The sequence below is a fragment of the Micromonospora sp. CA-240977 genome, assembly GCF_050942285.1.
Lineage (GTDB): Bacteria > Actinomycetota > Actinomycetes > Mycobacteriales > Micromonosporaceae > Micromonospora.
The window spans coordinates 5,454,095-5,470,197 of sequence record NZ_CP192055.1; the positions used below are offsets into that span (position 1 = coordinate 5,454,095).

A 16,103-nucleotide genomic window follows, 5' to 3' on the forward strand; every position below is an offset into this window, starting at 1 on the left:
AGAGGGTATGCAGCTTCGCACCGACCTCCGCAACGTCGCCATCATCGCTCACGTCGACCACGGCAAGACCACGCTGGTCGACGCCATGTTGCGGCAGGCCGGGGCGTACGGCGCCCGGGGCGAGAACACCGAGCGGGTGATGGACTCGGGTGACCTGGAGCGGGAAAAGGGCATCACGATCCTGGCCAAGAACACCGGCGTGCGTTACCTGCCGGCGGACGGCTCCGACCCGGTCACCATCAACATCATCGACACCCCCGGCCACGCCGACTTCGGTGGTGAGGTGGAGCGCGGCCTGACCATGGTCGACGGCGTGGTGCTGCTCGTCGACGCCAGCGAGGGCCCACTGCCGCAGACCCGCTTCGTGCTGCGCAAGGCGCTGCGGGCCCGGATGCCGATCATCCTGGTGATCAACAAGGTGGACCGCCCCGACGCCCGGATCAAGGAGGTCGTGGACGACACCTACGAGCTCTTCCTCGACCTGGACGCCGACGAGGAGCAGATCGACTTCCCGATCGTCTACGCCTGCGCCCGCGACGGCATCGCCTCGCTGACCCAGCCCGCCGACGGTTCGGTGCCGGACGACAGCACCTCCCTGGAGCCGCTGTTCCGCACCCTGCTGGACACCATCCCGGCCCCCGCGTACGAGGACGGCGCGCCGCTGCAGGCGCACGTGACGAACCTCGACGCCTCGCCGTTCCTCGGCCGGCTGGCGCTGTGCCGGGTCCGGCAGGGCACCATCAGCAAGGGTCAGACGGTGGCCTGGTGCCGCACCGACGGCAGCACCCAGCGGGTCCGCATCTCCGAGATGCTGATGACCGAGGGCCTGGAGCGCAAGCCGGCCGAGACGGCCGGTCCGGGCGACATCATCGCCGTCGCCGGCATTCCCGAGATCATGATCGGTGAGACGCTTGCCGACATCGAGAACCCGGTCGCGCTGCCGCTGATCACCGTCGACGAGCCGGCCATCTCGATGACCATCGGCACCAACACCTCGCCGCTGGTCGGCCGGGTCAAGGGCTCCAAGGTCACCGCGCGGATGGTCAAGGACCGGCTCGACAAGGAGCTGATCGGCAACGTGTCGCTGCGGGTGCTGCCCACCGAGCGGCCGGACGCCTGGGAGGTGCAGGGCCGTGGTGAGCTGGCGCTGGCCATCCTGGTCGAGCAGATGCGCCGGGAGAGCTACGAGCTGACCGTCGGCAAGCCGCAGGTCGTGACCAAGGAGATCGACGGCAAGACCTGCGAGCCGGTCGAGCGGCTGACCATCGACGCGCCCGAGGAGTACCTGGGTGCGATCACCCAGCTGCTGGCGACCCGTAAGGGTCGGATGGAGCAGTTGGTCAACCACGGCACCGGCTGGATCCGGATGGAGTGGCTGGTCCCGGCGCGCGGCCTGATCGGCTTCCGCACCGAGTTCCTCACCGACACCCGGGGCACCGGCATCCTGCACCACGTCTTCGAGTCGTACGAGCCGTGGTTCGGCGAGCTGCGTACCCGCAACAACGGTTCGCTGGTCGCCGACCGGGCCGGCGCGGTCACCGCCTTCGCGATGATCAACCTGCAGGAGCGCGGTCAGCTCTTCGTCGACCCGACCACCGAGGTGTACGAGGGCATGATCGTCGGCGAGAACTCCCGCGCCGACGACATGGACGTCAACATCACCAAGGAGAAGAAGCTCACCAACATGCGGGCGTCGACCTCCGACGAGACGGAGAAGCTGATCCCGCCGCGCAAGCTCTCGCTGGAGCAGGCCCTGGAGTTCTGCCGCGAGGACGAGTGCGTCGAGGTCACCCCGACCTCGGTGCGCATCCGCAAGGTGGTGCTCGACCAGCAGCAGCGCGGCCGGGCCGCCGCCCGCCGCAAGCACGCCGGCTGAGCGCAGCAGCACCCGACACCGGGCGCGCCGACCGCGAGCGGTCGGCGCGCCCGTCTGTTTCCGGCAGGGGTACGCGACCCTCGCCGACCGGAGTTCGCCGATCGGCTACGGTCACCGGCATGACCTGGGATGATCTCGACGCCCACCTGGACGGGCTGCCCGGCACCGTCTCGGCGTACGTGGGACGGCTCGACGCGCCCCCGACCTGGACCCGCCACCCGGACGCCGCCCACTACGCGGCGAGCACCATGAAGGTGGCGGTGCTCGCCGCGCTGCACCGGGCCGCCGAGGCGGGCACGCTGGACCTGGACGCCCCGGTCGCCGTGGTCAACGAGTTCGACTCGGCCCAGGCCGGTGCGCCCCGGTTCTCCTGCGCGCAGCCCTACGACAACGACGACGCGGTCTGGGACCGGCTGGGCGGCTCGGCGCCGCTGCGCTGGCTGGCCGAGCGGATGATCGTGCGGTCCAGCAATCTGGCCACCAACCTGGTCATCGGGCACGTCGGGCTGCCCGCGGTGGCCGAGGTGTGGGCGCTGGTCGGCGCCCGTGGCAGCGTCACGGGTCGGGGCATCGAGGACTTCGCCGCCCGCGCGGCCGGCATCACCAACACTGTCACCGCCGCCGACCTGGCCGCCCTGCTCGGCGCGCTGGCCACCGGGGCCCGCGCCCCGGGGCGGCTCGCCTCGCCGGCGGCCTGCTCGGCCATGTTGGACGTCCTGCTCGCCCAGGAGCACCGGGAGGACCTGGCCGCCGGCCTGCCCGAGGGCACCCGCATCGCGCACAAGAGCGGTTGGGTACGCGGTGTGCGCCACGGCGCCGGCGTGGTGCTGCCCGCCGACGCCCCGCCGTACCTGATCGCGGTCTGCACCACCACCGACCCGACCGACGGCGACGACGACGAGGCCGAGGCCGACGCCTGCCTGCTGATCGCGCACCTCTCCGCGCAGGTCTGGGCCGCACGCCACCAGCTCTGACTCGGTACTCGCCGCGCCGGAGATCCGGAGCGCGCGGTCACTCCAGCAAGAGCGCCCGCAACGCGTCGAGGGTCTCGTCGGTGAGCCCGAGCCCGTCGCGCAGGTACGCGTCGAACGACCCGTGCACCCGGCGTACCTCGTCGTAGCCGGCGTCCAGGTACTCGGCACGGACCTCCAACACCGGCAGCACCGCGTCCACGTCCAGCTCGGGCTGCCGCCGTCGCATCGCCTCGACGATCACCGCGCGCAGGCTCTCGGTGAGCTCGTTGTTGCGCAGGTAGTCGGCGCGGATCGCCGCCTCGTCCACCCCCAGCGCCGTCAACAGGATGACGGTCAGCCAACCGGTGCGGTCCTTGCCCGCGGAGCAGTGGTAGACCAGCGGCAGGTTCTCCGGCCGCGCGGCGAGCCGGACCGCCTCGGCGAAGCCGACCCGCGCCGACTCCCCGGTGACGAACCACCGGTAGATGGCCGCCATCGCCCCCGCCGTGCCCTGCCGGGCCAACTCCGCGTACGCGTTCAGGTCGTGGCCCAGCAGCACCGCCGAGACGTACGTGAAGACCGGGTGCTCCGGGTCGTGCACCGGCCGGCACACCACCCGTGGCTCACCGGCCAGCCGATCCGTCGGGGCGACCGCGATCTCCGCGGGGGCGCGCAGATCCAGCACGCACGCCGGTCCCAGCTTCGCGAGCACCGGCAGGTCCTCGTCGGTCAGCCGACCGAGCGCCGGAGTCCGGATCAGTTGCCCCGCGCGGATCCGCCGGCCGTCGGCGCCGATCAGCCCGCCCAGCTCGCGCGCGTTCGGTGCGCCCACCAGCTCCCAGCCCTGCCCGGTCATCCGGTCCCCCATCCTGCCGCGTGCCTGCGTATAGGGTGCCTGACATGACGATCTCGGAGGTACGCACCCACCGGGTTTCCGCCCCCTTACACACCCCGTTCGTCACCGCGCTGCGGCGTACCACCACAGTGGAGACACTCGTCGTCGAGCTTGTCGACACCGACGGTCGGTCCGGCTTCGGTGAGGCGCCTCAGGTCTGGCAGGTTACCGGCGCGTCGGTCGCCGGCGCACGGGCGTGCGTACGCGAACTGCTCGGTCCGCGGTTGATCGGTCAGGACCCGGACGACCTGGTGACCCGGTGCGCCGAGGTGCAGCGCGCCGTGGCGGGCAACGAGGCGGCGAAGGCGGCGGTGGATGTCGCGCTGCACGACCTCGCCGCCCGGCGGCTGGGCGTACCCCTGGTGCGGTTGCTCGGGGGCACCACGCTGCGGGTGCCGACGGACGTCACCCTGGCGGCGGGCGACGCGGTGGACCTGGCGGCGGCGGCGCGGCAGCGGCAGGCCGACGGGTTCGGCGTGCTCAAGCTGAAGGTCGGCACCGACGCGAGCACCGACCTGGACCGGGTACGCGCCGTCCGCGCGGCCGTCGGCCCCGGGGTGCGGATCCGGCTCGACGCCAACCAGGGCTGGACACCCCGGGAGGCGGTCCGGGTGATCCGGGGCATCGAGGACGCCGGGCTCGACGTGGAGTTGGTCGAGCAGCCGGTGGCCCGCTGGGACCTGGACGGGCTGGCCTGGGTCAGCGACCGGGTGTCGGTGCCGATCCTGGCCGACGAGGCGGTCTTCGGGGTCCGTGACCTGGTGGAGGTGATCCGCCGTCGGGCCGCCGACCTGGTCAACGTCAAGCTGGCCAAGTGTGGCGGGCTGCACCCGGCGCGGACCCTCCTCGAACTGGCCACGGCCCACGGGCTCGGCACGGTTGTCGGTTCGATGATGGAGAGTCAGGTCGGCATCGGGGCGGCGGCGAGCCTGGTCGCCGCGTACGGCACCACGGCGGTCGCCGACCTGGACGCCGCCTGGTGGCTGGCCTGGTCGCCGGTGCAGGGCGGGATACGCTACGACGGGGCGACAGTGGTGTTACCGAATGCCCCTGGCCTGGGCATTTCCGGTCTGACTGAAGCAAAGGTGCAGGCCCGTGCTTGATGAGTGTTTGTTTCTTTCATAGGGTTCCCTGGACAGCCGACTCGATCTGGGGGTTGACGTGGAGCTGCAACCGGGCCGCGAGGCCGTCGTTCGGGTCGCTGTGGCAACACTGTGGACCTCGCCCGAGGCGGTCCGTCCGGTCGATCGCCCGGCGCTGACCGCCGGCGCCGACATCCCGGCCTGGGTCTCCGGTCTCAGCACCGAGCAGCAGGTCGGCGACTGTGTGCTGAGCCAGCTCCTGCTCGGCGAGCGGGTCCTCGTCAGCGAGGTACGGCCGGACGGCTGGGCCCGGGTCGTCGCCGTCGAACAGCCGGCCGCCAAGCTGGACCCCCGCGGCTACCCGGGCTGGCTCCCCGCCGACCAAATGGCCGCTGTCGACCCGGCCACCGGCACCGACCGCCCGCTGGTGGTGGACGCCACGGTCACCGGGCTGCACGCCACCCCGGGCGGTCCGGTGGTGTTGCCCGGCGTCGTCGTCGGCACCCGCCTGGTCCCGGCCGGGCCCGCCCGCGACGACTGGCGCCCGGTGCACGCCCCGGGGCAGGCCGCGCCGCTCTGGCTGCCCGACAGCCACCTGGTCCCAGCGTCGGCGGCGTCGCCGAACGCCGAGCAGGCGCTCGCGGTGGCACAGCGGCTGCTGGACGTCGTCTACATCTGGGGCGGTCTCTCCGCGCACGGCATCGACTGCTCCGGCCTCGTGCACCTGGCCTGGCGACGGTTCGGGGTACTGCTGCCACGCGACGCCGACGACCAGGCCGTCGCCACCACCCCGCTGGCGTTGGGGGCGGAACGCCCCGGTGATCTCTACTTCTTCGCCCGGCCCGGCCGCAAGATCCACCACATCGGCATCGTCACCGCCCCACCCGGGCACGGCGGCGAGCGCCGGATGCTGCACGCCTGCTACCGGCGGCGGCGGGTCATCGAGGAGCCACTGCCTGCCGATCGAACCGCCACGCTGGTCGGCGCGCACCGGGTCTGACCGGCGGGGCGGCCCCGGCTGGTCGGCGCGCACCGGACCGGACCGGCGGGCGTGTTCGGCTGGTCGGCACGCACCGGCCGGAGCGGCCGGGCGCCTCGGGGCGCCCGGCCGGAGCCCGGTCAGCGGCGGGCGTCGGCCAACTCGCGGCGTCGGTCCCGGGAGGACTTGATCAGGCTGGCGGCGGTGGCGACGCCCAGCGTGCCAATGATCACCAGCAGCGACAGCCAGATCGGGATGTGCGGCGCCCAACCGACGTGCTCACCACCGTTGATGAACGGCAGGTTGTTGTCGGCCAACGCCTCCAGCACCAGCTTGACCCCGATGAAGCCGAGCACGACGGCCAGGCCGTAGCTCAGGTAGATCAGGCGGTCGAGCAGGCCACCGAGCAGGAAGTAGAGCTGACGGAGGCCCATCAGCGCGAAGACGTTCGCGGTGAAGACCAGGTACGGCTCCTGGGTGATGCCGAAGATCGCCGGGATCGAGTCCAGCGCGAAGATCAGGTCGGTGGTGCCGATCGCGATCATCACGATCAGCATCGGCGTGAACAGTCGCCTGCCCGTCGCGTGGGTGGTGAGCTTCGCGCCGTCGTACTCCTTGGAGATCGGCAGCGCCTTGCGACTCCACCGGATCAGCACGTTCTCGGAGAACTCGTCCTCGTCCGGCTCGCCCTGCCGGGCCAGGTTGACCGCGGTGTAGATCAGGAACGCGCCGAAGATGTAGAAGACCCAGGAGAACTGCGAGATCAGCGCCGCGCCGGCGGCGATGAACCCGCCGCGCATCACCAGTGCCAGCACTATGCCGACGAGCAGCACCTTCTGCTGGTACTGCCGGGGCACCCCGAAGCGGGCCATGATGATCACGAAGACGAAGAGGTTGTCGACCGAGAGGCTGTACTCGGTGAGCCAGCCGGTGTAGAACTGCCCGGCCGGGCTGGCGCCGGCGGTCAACCAGACACCCGCCCCGAAGAGCAGGGCAAGCCCCACGTAGAAGGCGACCCAGAGGCTCGACTCCCGCACACTCGGCTCGTGCGGGCGCCGACCAATGATCAACAGGTCGACGAGCAGGACCGCAGTCAGTGCGACAAGCGTCCCCGCCCACACCAATCCGGACACGTCCAACGTTCATTCCTCCGGCAGACACGCGGCGTCGGGCACACCGTACGCCCCCGCTGGGGCCGGCGTGCCGCTGTCGCTCACTCTGGTGACTGTCGGAGGTCTCTTCCGCCGCCATCCCTTCGACAGGGGTGGCGACCTACGGGGCCGGGTCGGGTCGCCGTGGTTCCGACGATCGACCGTGCTGACGACTCCGTTGCGGGGGAATACTCCCCTCCTCGGTGACCATTGTTGCCCACCACGCCCCGTGATCACACCCCGGGCAACCGGTGTCGCCGGACACCTGCGGTCCGGGAATCCCGGCACACCCGCTGTGGCGTCCTAGGAGGCTAGTGTGAGCCGCCGAGCACACCCCACCCAGGGCCGCCACCGCCCGCCGTGGGACGCTGTCCGACATGGTGCTTGAGGTCGCGTTGATCGACGTACTGCCCGGACACGAGGACGCGTTCGCCGCCGCGTACGCCGAGGGCCACCCCGTGCTCGCCGGGGCGACCGGCTGCCGGTCCGTCCGGATGACCCGGGGCATCGAGTCTCCGACCCGCTTCGTGCTGCTCGTCGAGTGGGACTCGGTCGAGGCGCACGAGAAGAACTTCCGGGCCACCGAGCGGTTCGAGCAGTGGCGGGCGTTGATCGGGCCGCACTTCGCCGGGCCGCCCTCGGTCGAGCACTTCCTCGACGTACCGGCCTGAGCGACTCTCCGGGCTGAGCGACTCTGTCGTACCCCGCGGTTAGCGTGCTCTGCGCACGCGCAGGCCGCCGGTCCCGACGGGCTCGGGGGCGCCGGGCACGGTGGCCGCGCGGCGTGCCACCCTGCGCGCTACTCGCCGGCGCGACGGGCCAGCGCGGTGACCGTCTCCTCCGGTGACAGCGCGGCCGCCAGCAACGCCTCGGTCATCCGCTCGTAGCGGCCGACATCGAGCACGGTGGCCAACCGGACGTCGGTGGTCAACGCCTCGATCATCACCGTCCGCGGGTCCGCCGGGTCGGGAAAGGCATAGCAGGAGTACGGCGTGAGCGGGTGCAGCCCACCACCGGCCGCCCCCCGTGGCAGCAGCCGCACCGTGACATGGGACAGACCGGTCACGGTGACCAGGTGCCGCAGCTGCTCACGCCACACCGCTTCCGGCAGGTCGCCTCGATCGCAGACGGCCGCGGCGAGCACCGCCGTGTAGCGCGGCGGATAGGCGCGCCGCAACACCTCCTGCCGCAGCGTACGGGCGCGTACCTCGGCCTCCACGTCGATCTCCGGCGTGAACTGCGCGCCGGCCTCCACAAGCACCCGGGTGTACGCGGGTGTCTGGAGCAGCCCCGGCACGACCGTCGGCTGGTACTCGACGATGTCGGCCGCGCCCGCCTCCAACTCGGCGTAGGTGCGCTGCCGTTCGCTCATCTCGCCGAGCGTCTTCCACCAACCCCGGCTGGTCGCCGCATCGCGAGCGATCACGATCAGCGCGTCCCGGGCAGCAGTGGGCACCTTGTAGATGTCCAACAGATCGAGCACGTCCGCGAGGTCCGGACGACTCTGGCCCAGCTCGATGCGGGACAGCTTCGACGTCGAGGCCCAGCCCAGCCGGTCGCAGACCTGCTCCAGGGTCAGCGCCTCGCGCCGACGCAGCTGGCGCAACTCAGCGCCGAGACGTGCACGTCGAATGACAGGACTCGTTGGCAGCGGCATCCCGGCCTCCCCATCGAGGGAGAGTACGCAGGACGATCACCCAGTGCAATAGCTCGCTCGCTCACCGCAATCAGGTCATTCGGCGCGGTGGGCGAGCGGACCGGCCGGTTCCGGTGTCGACCGCAGCGCCCTCCGGGCCGACCTCGGCAGACTCGGGGCCGGCCCGTGCGGGAGTTGCGGGCCGACCAGGCCGGCCCGCCCCGCCGGGCTCAGGCCGGTAGGTGCCGGGCTCAGGGCCGGCCCCACCGGGCTCAGGGCCGGCCCCCGCCGGGTCAGGGTCGGCCCCGCCGGGTCAGGGCCGGTAGGTGCCGAAGGCCCAGACGTTGCCGGCCAGGTCACGGGCGGCGTAGTCACGCGAGCCGTAGTCGGTGTCAAACGGTTCCTGGGTGATCTCGGCCCCGGCCGCGCGGGCCTGGGCGCAGTGGGCGTCGACGTCCGGGACGGCCACGTACACCGACCAGTCGTCGTGGGCCGGCCTGGACGTCGCGTCGGCCCGCCCGCCCAGCATGATCATGCCGCTGTCGAGGACGAGTTCGGCGTGCGCGACAGAGCCGTCCGGTGCATCGTGCACGGCGTGCACCTGGAAACCGAAGGCCGAGCAGAGCCAGTCGATCGCGGCGCGGGGATCGGGGTAACGGAAGACGGGATAGACGGTTCGCATGACCAGATTCTGCCGCCGGCGGCTCGGAGTCGGATTGGACGAATGTGACCTCGGCGGGTCGTCCCGCTACCGGACGGGGTGTCAGTCGGCCGGCGTCGACCGGGCGGCGAGCAGCGCTGCCGGAGTCGCCCCCGCGAACTGGTGAAAGTCCCGGATCAGGTGGGACTGGTCGTAGTAACCGCATCGCGCCGCCACCGCGGCCCAGTCGACGGCGTGCCCCCTGCCGGATGAGGCCGCGCCGAACGGTCCCGGGCCGGACAGGTCCGCGCCGGCCCCGGACTGGCCGACGCCGGCCGACGGTCCGGCACCCGGCCCGATCACGGCGTTCGGCCCCCCATCACCGTTCGGCCCCACGTCGCTCAGCGCCGCGCACGCGCGCTGGAAGCGCAGCAGCCGGGCGACCATCTTGGGTGGCAGCCCGATCTCCTGCCGGAACCGGGACGCGAGGTGCCGCCGGCTCCAGCCCAGCTCGTCGGCGAGCACCCCGACGCCCTCCTGGCCACCGTTGGCCACCAGCCACCGCCACGCCCAGTCGAGCCGGGCGTCCACCGGCGGCGACGCCGCCAGGCGGCCGGCGAGCACCCTGTCGAGCAGGGCGAACCGCTGCGGCCAGGCCGCCGCCTCGGCGAGTTGGCCACGAAGCCGATCCAGCCAACGGCCCGGGAGCTGCCCGACGCCCACGGCGCGATTGGTCAGCTCGCTCAGCGGCAGGCCGAGGAGTCGGCGGGCCGTCAGGGGGGCGAGCAGCAGCTCGACGCCCTCCCCCACACCGATCGTGCGCGTGGCGCACCAACCGTCGAAGGTGCCGGCCACGAACGAGTCGACCCTGCTGGCCCCGCGCTCCGCGCTGCGCGGGTCCGTTACGTCCAGCGGAGCACCCCAGCCCAGGATCAGCACCACGAAGACGCCCGCCGACTCCCGGCGGACCAGTGGGAGATCCGCCCGCTCCCGGTAGCCGACGTACCGATCGACGAACGGACGCAGGCTGACCTCGGGCAGCCCGACCACCATCTCCCCGACCGGTGCCACCGCCGTCACCCTCGCCCACCCTTCGCCCGCCCTGGTCGGCCGTGCCCCGGCGGAGCGCGGGTCACGCCCGGCCGTTGGTCGTCACTTCACGCCGGCGGCGTCCATGCCGCGCAGCTCCTTCTTCAGGTCGGAGACCTCGTCACGGATCCGGGCCGCCAACTCGAACTGCAGCTCGCGGGCGGCGGCCAGCATCTGGTCGCTGAGCTCCTGGATGAGCTGGGCGAGGTCGGCACGGGCCATCCCCTCCCGCGAGGTGGTCGTGGCGGCGCCCCGGCTCCGGCTGCGGGTCTCCTTGACCGGCGCCTTGCCCCGGGAAAGCTGACGCACCGCGCCGCCGACCCGGGAGTTTTCGGTGTCCTCCGCCTCGCGGTAGATGTCGTCCAGAATGTCGTGGATCTTCTTCCGCAGCGGCTCGGGACTGATCCCGTGCGCCTCGTTGTGCGCGATCTGCTTGGCCCGACGCCGATCGGTCTCGTCGATCGCCGCCGCCATCGACGGCGTGATCTTGTCGGCGTACATGTGCACCTGACCGGAGACGTTTCGGGCGGCCCGCCCGATGGTCTGGATCAGCGACCGCCCGCTGCGCAGGAAGCCCTCCTTGTCGGCGTCGAGGATCGCCACCAGCGACACCTCGGGCAGGTCCAGACCTTCGCGGAGCAGGTTGATGCCGACCAGCACGTCGTAGTCGCCCTTGCGCAGCTCGCGCAGCAACTCCACCCGGCGCAACGTGTCGACCTCCGAGTGCAGGTAGCGCACCCGGATGCCGTTCTCCAGGAGGTAGTCGGACAGGTCCTCGGCCATCTTCTTGGTCAGCGTGGTGACAAGCACCCGCTCGTCCCGGTCGGTCCGCAGCTTGATCTCGTGCATCAGGTCGTCGATCTGACCCTTTGTCGGCTTGATCACGACCTCCGGGTCGACCAGGCCGGTGGGGCGGATGACCTGCTCGACGAACTCGCCCTGGGCCTGCTCCATCTCCCAGGTGCCGGGGGTCGCGGAGAGGTAGACCATCTGGCCGACCCGCTCCAGGAACTCGTCGAAGCGCAGCGGCCGGTTGTCGGCCGCGCTGGGCAGCCGGAAGCCGTGGTCGATGAGCATCCGCTTACGGGACGCGTCGCCCTCGTACATGCCGCCGATCTGCGGGATGGTCACGTGCGACTCGTCGACAACGGTGAGGAAGTCGTCGGGGAAGTAGTCGAGCAGGGCGTGCGGCGGGCTGCCGGGCAGCCGCCCGTCCATGTGCATCGAGTAGTTCTCGATGCCGGAGCAGAAGCCCACCTGCCGCATCATCTCGATGTCGTAGGTGGTGCGCATGCGCAGCCGCTGTGCCTCCAGCAGCTTGCCCTGCCGCTCCAGCTCGGCGAGCCGCTCGGCCAGCTCCACCTCGATGTCACGGATCGCCCGTTCCATCCGCTCCGGACCGGCCGCGTAGTGCGTGGCCGGGAAGATCACCAGCTGGTCGACCTCGCGGACCACGTCACCGGTCAACGGGTTGAGGTAGTAGAGCTTCTCCACCTCGTCACCGAACAGCTCGATCCGGATCGCCAGCTCCTCGTACGCCGGGATGATCTCCAGTGTGTCGCCGCGGACCCGGAAGGTGCCGCGCTGGAAGGCCATGTCGTTGCGGGTGTACTGGATGTCGACAAGCCGGCGCAGCAGCTGGTCGCGGTCGAGCTCGTGCCCGGTCTGCACCTTCACCGCCCGGTTGAGGTACTCCTCCGGAGTGCCCAGGCCGTAGATCGCCGAGACGGTCGCCACCACGATCACGTCGCGGCGGGTGAGCAGCGACATCGTCGCCGAGTGCCGCAGCCGCTCGACCTCCTCGTTGATCGAGGAGTCCTTCTCGATGTAGGTGTCGGTCTGCGGGATGTAGGCCTCGGGCTGGTAGTAGTCGTAGTACGAGACGAAGTATTCGACCGCGTTGTGCGGCAGCAGCTCGCTGAACTCCTTGGCCAGCTGCGCGCAGAGTGTCTTGTTCGGGGCGAGCACCAGGGTCGGGCGCTGCAACCGCTCGATCAGCCACGCCGTGGTGGCGCTCTTGCCGGTGCCGGTCGCGCCGAGCAGCACGGTGTTGCGGTCGCCGCGCCGAACCCGACGCTCAAGCTCATCGATGGCGGCCGGTTGGTCGCCGGCCGGCTGAAACTCACTGACGACCTGGAAGCGGCTGTCCAGCCGGGGAATGTCGAGCGCCATGCCGTCAACGGTACGCCGGAGGTCCGACAGGAACGGCCGTCACGCCAGGTACGTGATCAGCTTCAATATTCCCATTGTGTGGCCCATGTCACCGGGACTACCCTCTCCATGTAGGCCGCTCGCGGCGGCCGACCGGGCCGGTGGCCAAGCCGTCATCACGGCCGGCCGCCCCCGGCACTGCGGTCGCAGCACCCGGCTCGTCCGGCGTGCGCACCCGTGTGGTCGCGCTCGAGGCGCAGACCGGCCGCCGCGAGCGCCCCTGCTCGTCACCCCGGTGCCACCCCGCCCGTTTCACATCCGTGGACACCTCTGCGACCCCGCCGCCCGACACCACCTCCCCCACGGCCACGCCCCGACCGGACGGCACCGGCCGACGGAGCACCTCCGCGGCTCGGAAGCCCGGCACCCCGGCCGCCGGACGGCTCGGCACCGGGCGGCACCGCCCCGACTCGGCCGGCGCCACCGCCGCCCTCCAGTCCACCGCCAGCGGGTCCACCGCGAGCCGACCCGTCACCGTCCAGCCCACCACCGCCCAGCCCACCGCCGCCCAGCCCACCACCCCGCAGCCCTCCGCCGCCCGATCCACCACCGCCCAGCCCACCAGCGGCCGCCGACGCCCCACCGGCCCGGAGTCCGACCAGACCCGGACGACCACCCGGTCCGACAACACCGCCGACTCAGCCGCCGACACGACTGACACCGCCGGTCCGGGGCTGGCCAACCGCCGCCGCCGACGACGACGACGCACTCTGTTGATGGTGCTCGGTCTGACCGCGGTGACCTCCGCCACGGCGTTGGTGCTCGGGTTGCTGAGCTGGGCGCCCGACCCACCCGAGCCCGCCCGGCCGCTGACGCTCGCCGAGGGCGAGCGGCTGGCCGCGCTGCGGGTCACCAACCTGCGGGATCTGCGCGCCGGGGTCCGCGTCACCACCGGCGTCGACGCGGCTCGGATGGAGCTGGTGGGCTGGGTGGACTGGTCGCGGTCCCTGCTCTACCTCGACGTGGGCGGGCCCGGCGCGGGTGCCGAACGCGGGCTGGTGCAGAGCACCGGCTCGGTGCTGGTGATCCGGCCCGATCCGGCGGCGGTGCCCACCCCCGCCGCGCCGCCGCTGGTGCCTCCGACGGATCGTTGGCGGCTGCACCGCCTGACGCCCGGGGCGAGCCTGACGCCGGTGCTCGACCTGCTCCTCGGCCTCGCGGCCGACCGCCCGGACTCGGCCCCGGCGGTGTCGGGTGGCGCCGCGCGCTGGATCGCCCGGGACACCATGGCGGGCAGCCCGGTGGACGTACTCCAGGCACCACTGCTCACCGGGACACCACCCGCGGGCAGCACCACGGCTCCGGTTCCGGGTGCCGGGTCGACGGGCGCGGAGCAGGACGGGCAGACCCGGTACTGGCTCGACCAGGACGCCCGGCTGCACAAGCTCGTCACCCGGTTGCCCGGCGTCGGTCCGGTCACCGTGACTCTCCACCGGGCGGACCGGCCGACCCTCCAACCGGTGGACGCCCTCGGCGGCCGGCCCGGCCTCCCCCGCGCGCTGAACGACGCCGAACAGCGCCGACTGGACCGGCTGCCGACCCGGCTACGCGCCCAGGGCGGTGCGGCGGTCACGCTCACCGCGCCGACGGGCACGGACACGAACCTGCGCGGCACCGGCTGGTTGAGCTGGACCACGCGTACCGCGTACCTCGCGGTTGCCGACCTGGGCGTACCGGATCGTCGGACCCTGCTGCGACGCGACCCCGCCGGTCTGGCCCGGGCGGACCTGCCGGCGTCGGCCGGCGGTGGCGGCACGGCGGAGGCACCGGGCCGGCCACCCCTGACGCCCCCGGCCGGAGCCTGGCGGATCTCCCGCCCCGCCGGGGACGACGTGGGCCTGCTGATCGACGCCGCGATAGCCGCCGGGTCGGTCGGGCCACGCGGCACGGCCGTGCGGGTACGAGAGGACGTCACCGCCGGACGGACCGTGGACGTCGTCGAGGCAGGCCCGGCCGCCGCGCGGCTGCGCTACTGGATCGACCGCGACGGGTCGCTACGGCGACTGGAGCTGCACACCAGCGGCAACGTGTGGGCCCAACTGGATCTCCAACCCGCCGCGGTGCCGCGACTGGCCCCGATGCCCCGGCCGGCTGCGAAGCCTCGTCCCTCCACCGCTCGGCCCGGTGCCCGCTGAGCGGTGCGCTCAGGGCCGCCAGCCGGTCTGCGCCGCCCACTGCTCGGCCCGCAGGTACTCCTCGTCGAACCACGGGTCCCGGGCCGTGCCGGAGTCGCCGACGGCCGGCGCGGCATCGACCAGGTCGCGCTTGAGTTGCAGGTACGCGGCCCGTTGATCCGGGTCGGCACGCAGGTGGTCGCGCGTCAGCAACGCGTACCGCCAGCCTGGCGACCCCTCCCGCCGCACGTGCAGGCGAACCGGACGACCCGGGTCCGCGCTGCCGTGCAGCCGCTTCTCCCACCGCCCGCTGCCGGCCGGGCGGGGATCGTCCCACCACTGCCCCGGCACCCGCGGGAACCCGGCGTTCGCCAGCCGGTCGGCCAGCGCCCCGTCGGCGTCGGCGAGGCTGGACACGGCCACCTGCACGTCGATGACGTCCTGGGCGGCGAGGCCGGGCACCGCTGTCGAGCCGATGTGGTCGATCCGCACAGCGTCCGAGCCCAGGGCGTGCTTAATCCTGGCGGCCAACCGCGCGTACTGCTCGGGCCAACTCGCGTCGGTCCCCACCGAATCGTGCCCGCCCGGCGAGACCACCCGCCGCTGACGCAGGTTGTCCTCGTAGGGCCGCAGCCGTTCCCGCCAGAGCGCGTCGACGGCGTCGTGCAACGCCGCCAGGCTCCCGTCGTTGTCGAGCACCACGTCCGCAGCCGCCCGGCGACGGGCGTCGTCGGTCTGCGCGGCGATCCGCCGCTCGGCCTCCGCGCGATCCATCCCCCGGTCGCGCACCAACCGCGCCAGTCGGGTCGTCACGGCCGTCTGCACCACGATCACCAGGTGGTACGTGGGCGCGAGGCCCACCTCGACAAGCAGCGGTACGTCGTTGACGACTATCGCGTCGGGTGGCGCCGCGGCGGCCAACTCCGCGGTGCGGGCCCGGACCCGAGGATGGGTGATCGACTCCAACCGGCGGCGTGCGGTCTCGTCGGCGAACACCACAGCGCCCAGTGCGGCACGGTCCAGCGCGCCATCGGCGTCCAGCACCGCGTCGGAGAAGGCGGCGACGATCTCGGCCAGCCCAGCGCTCCCCGGTGCGACGACCTCCCGGGCCACCTGGTCGGCGTCGATGAGCACCGCGCCGCGCTCGACGAGCCGCGCCGCCACCGCGCTCTTGCCCGACCCGATTCCGCCGGTCAACCCCACCCTCAGCACCCGACCAGTCAACCGGATCACCAGCCCTGCCGCCAAACCCGCCACGACCCCAGCCCGCCAGGGCGGCAGCGCGGCAAGATCGTGCTCAATCCTGGTTGTAGTGGTGTGTGCTCGCCCCAAGACCACTACTTCCAGGAACGAGCACGATCTTGCGGGGCCACCAACCGCAGCGAGCCAGCGGCGGCGACCGCACGGGTTGAGCGGAGCGACCGCACGGGTTGAGCGGAGCCACCGCACGAAGTGAGCGGCAGCGACCGCAACGGCG

General features: G+C 72.3%; 13 protein-coding genes. 6 read left to right on the forward strand and 7 right to left on the reverse strand.

Features of this window, described 5'->3' with window-relative positions:
* The first annotated feature begins 7 nt into the window (after positions 1 to 7).
* Positions 8 to 1,876 (forward strand): translational GTPase TypA, encoded by a 1,869-nt coding sequence (typA, locus tag ACQPWW_RS24550; protein ID WP_433125833.1) that lies wholly within the window; start codon positions 8 to 10, stop codon positions 1,874 to 1,876.
* 119 nt (positions 1,877 to 1,995) lie between these two features.
* Positions 1,996 to 2,850 (forward strand): serine hydrolase, encoded by an 855-nt coding sequence (locus ACQPWW_RS24555; RefSeq protein WP_433125834.1) that lies wholly within the window; start codon positions 1,996 to 1,998, stop codon positions 2,848 to 2,850.
* Positions 2,851 to 2,887: 37 nt separating this feature from the next.
* Here ACQPWW_RS24555 and ACQPWW_RS24560 read toward each other — a convergent pair whose 3' ends face one another.
* Positions 2,888 to 3,685, reverse strand: a complete 798-nt coding sequence (locus ACQPWW_RS24560) for a tyrosine-protein phosphatase (RefSeq protein ID WP_433125835.1) — start codon at positions 3,683 to 3,685, stop codon at positions 2,888 to 2,890.
* 44 nt (positions 3,686 to 3,729) lie between these two features.
* On the opposite strand from ACQPWW_RS24560, the gene ACQPWW_RS24565 reads away from it, so the two are divergent.
* Both ACQPWW_RS24565 and ACQPWW_RS24570 read left to right on the forward strand, forming a co-directional pair.
* Entirely contained in the window at positions 3,730 to 4,827 is a 1,098-nt protein-coding gene (locus ACQPWW_RS24565) for a mandelate racemase/muconate lactonizing enzyme family protein (protein WP_433125837.1), read from the forward strand.
* Positions 4,828 to 4,885: 58 nt separating this feature from the next.
* Positions 4,886 to 5,806 (forward strand): NlpC/P60 family protein, encoded by a 921-nt coding sequence (locus ACQPWW_RS24570; RefSeq protein ID WP_433125838.1) that lies wholly within the window; start codon positions 4,886 to 4,888, stop codon positions 5,804 to 5,806.
* A gap of 119 nt (positions 5,807 to 5,925) precedes the next feature.
* Here the strand turns inward: ACQPWW_RS24570 and ACQPWW_RS24575 are convergent, their stop codons facing one another.
* Positions 5,926 to 6,924: a TerC family protein gene (locus ACQPWW_RS24575; RefSeq protein ID WP_433125839.1), complete on the reverse strand. Its 999-nt coding sequence runs from the start codon at positions 6,922 to 6,924 to the stop codon at positions 5,926 to 5,928.
* Positions 6,925 to 7,313: 389 nt separating this feature from the next.
* Here ACQPWW_RS24575 and ACQPWW_RS24580 point away from each other — a divergent pair, with 389 nt between their 5' ends.
* Complete coding sequence (locus ACQPWW_RS24580; RefSeq protein WP_433125840.1) at positions 7,314 to 7,607, forward strand: antibiotic biosynthesis monooxygenase family protein; 294 nt, start codon at positions 7,314 to 7,316, stop codon at positions 7,605 to 7,607.
* A gap of 128 nt (positions 7,608 to 7,735) precedes the next feature.
* On the opposite strand, the gene ACQPWW_RS24585 is transcribed toward ACQPWW_RS24580, so the two are convergent.
* From ACQPWW_RS24585 to uvrB, 4 genes are all read right to left on the reverse strand, one after another.
* Positions 7,736 to 8,593 (reverse strand): helix-turn-helix domain-containing protein, encoded by an 858-nt coding sequence (locus tag ACQPWW_RS24585; protein ID WP_433125841.1) that lies wholly within the window; start codon positions 8,591 to 8,593, stop codon positions 7,736 to 7,738.
* Between the two features lie 292 nt (positions 8,594 to 8,885).
* Positions 8,886 to 9,254, reverse strand: a complete 369-nt coding sequence (locus tag ACQPWW_RS24590) for a VOC family protein (RefSeq protein ID WP_433125842.1) — start codon at positions 9,252 to 9,254, stop codon at positions 8,886 to 8,888.
* Between the two features lie 81 nt (positions 9,255 to 9,335).
* The gene (locus tag ACQPWW_RS24595; RefSeq protein ID WP_433125843.1) at positions 9,336 to 10,292 is read right to left on the reverse strand and encodes a helix-turn-helix domain-containing protein; all 957 of its coding nucleotides are present in this window, start codon (positions 10,290 to 10,292) and stop codon (positions 9,336 to 9,338) included.
* 72 nt (positions 10,293 to 10,364) lie between these two features.
* The gene (uvrB, locus tag ACQPWW_RS24600) at positions 10,365 to 12,473 is read right to left on the reverse strand and encodes an excinuclease ABC subunit UvrB (RefSeq protein WP_433125845.1); all 2,109 of its coding nucleotides are present in this window, start codon (positions 12,471 to 12,473) and stop codon (positions 10,365 to 10,367) included.
* A 299-nt stretch (positions 12,474 to 12,772) separates the two neighbouring features.
* Between uvrB and ACQPWW_RS24605 the strand changes: the two genes are divergently transcribed.
* Positions 12,773 to 14,647 (forward strand): hypothetical protein, encoded by a 1,875-nt coding sequence (locus ACQPWW_RS24605; RefSeq protein WP_433125847.1) that lies wholly within the window; start codon positions 12,773 to 12,775, stop codon positions 14,645 to 14,647.
* A 9-nt stretch (positions 14,648 to 14,656) separates the two neighbouring features.
* Here ACQPWW_RS24605 and coaE read toward each other — a convergent pair whose 3' ends face one another.
* Complete coding sequence (gene coaE, locus ACQPWW_RS24610) at positions 14,657 to 15,838, reverse strand: dephospho-CoA kinase (protein WP_433134542.1); 1,182 nt, start codon at positions 15,836 to 15,838, stop codon at positions 14,657 to 14,659.
* Positions 15,839 to 16,103 lie beyond the last annotated feature (265 nt).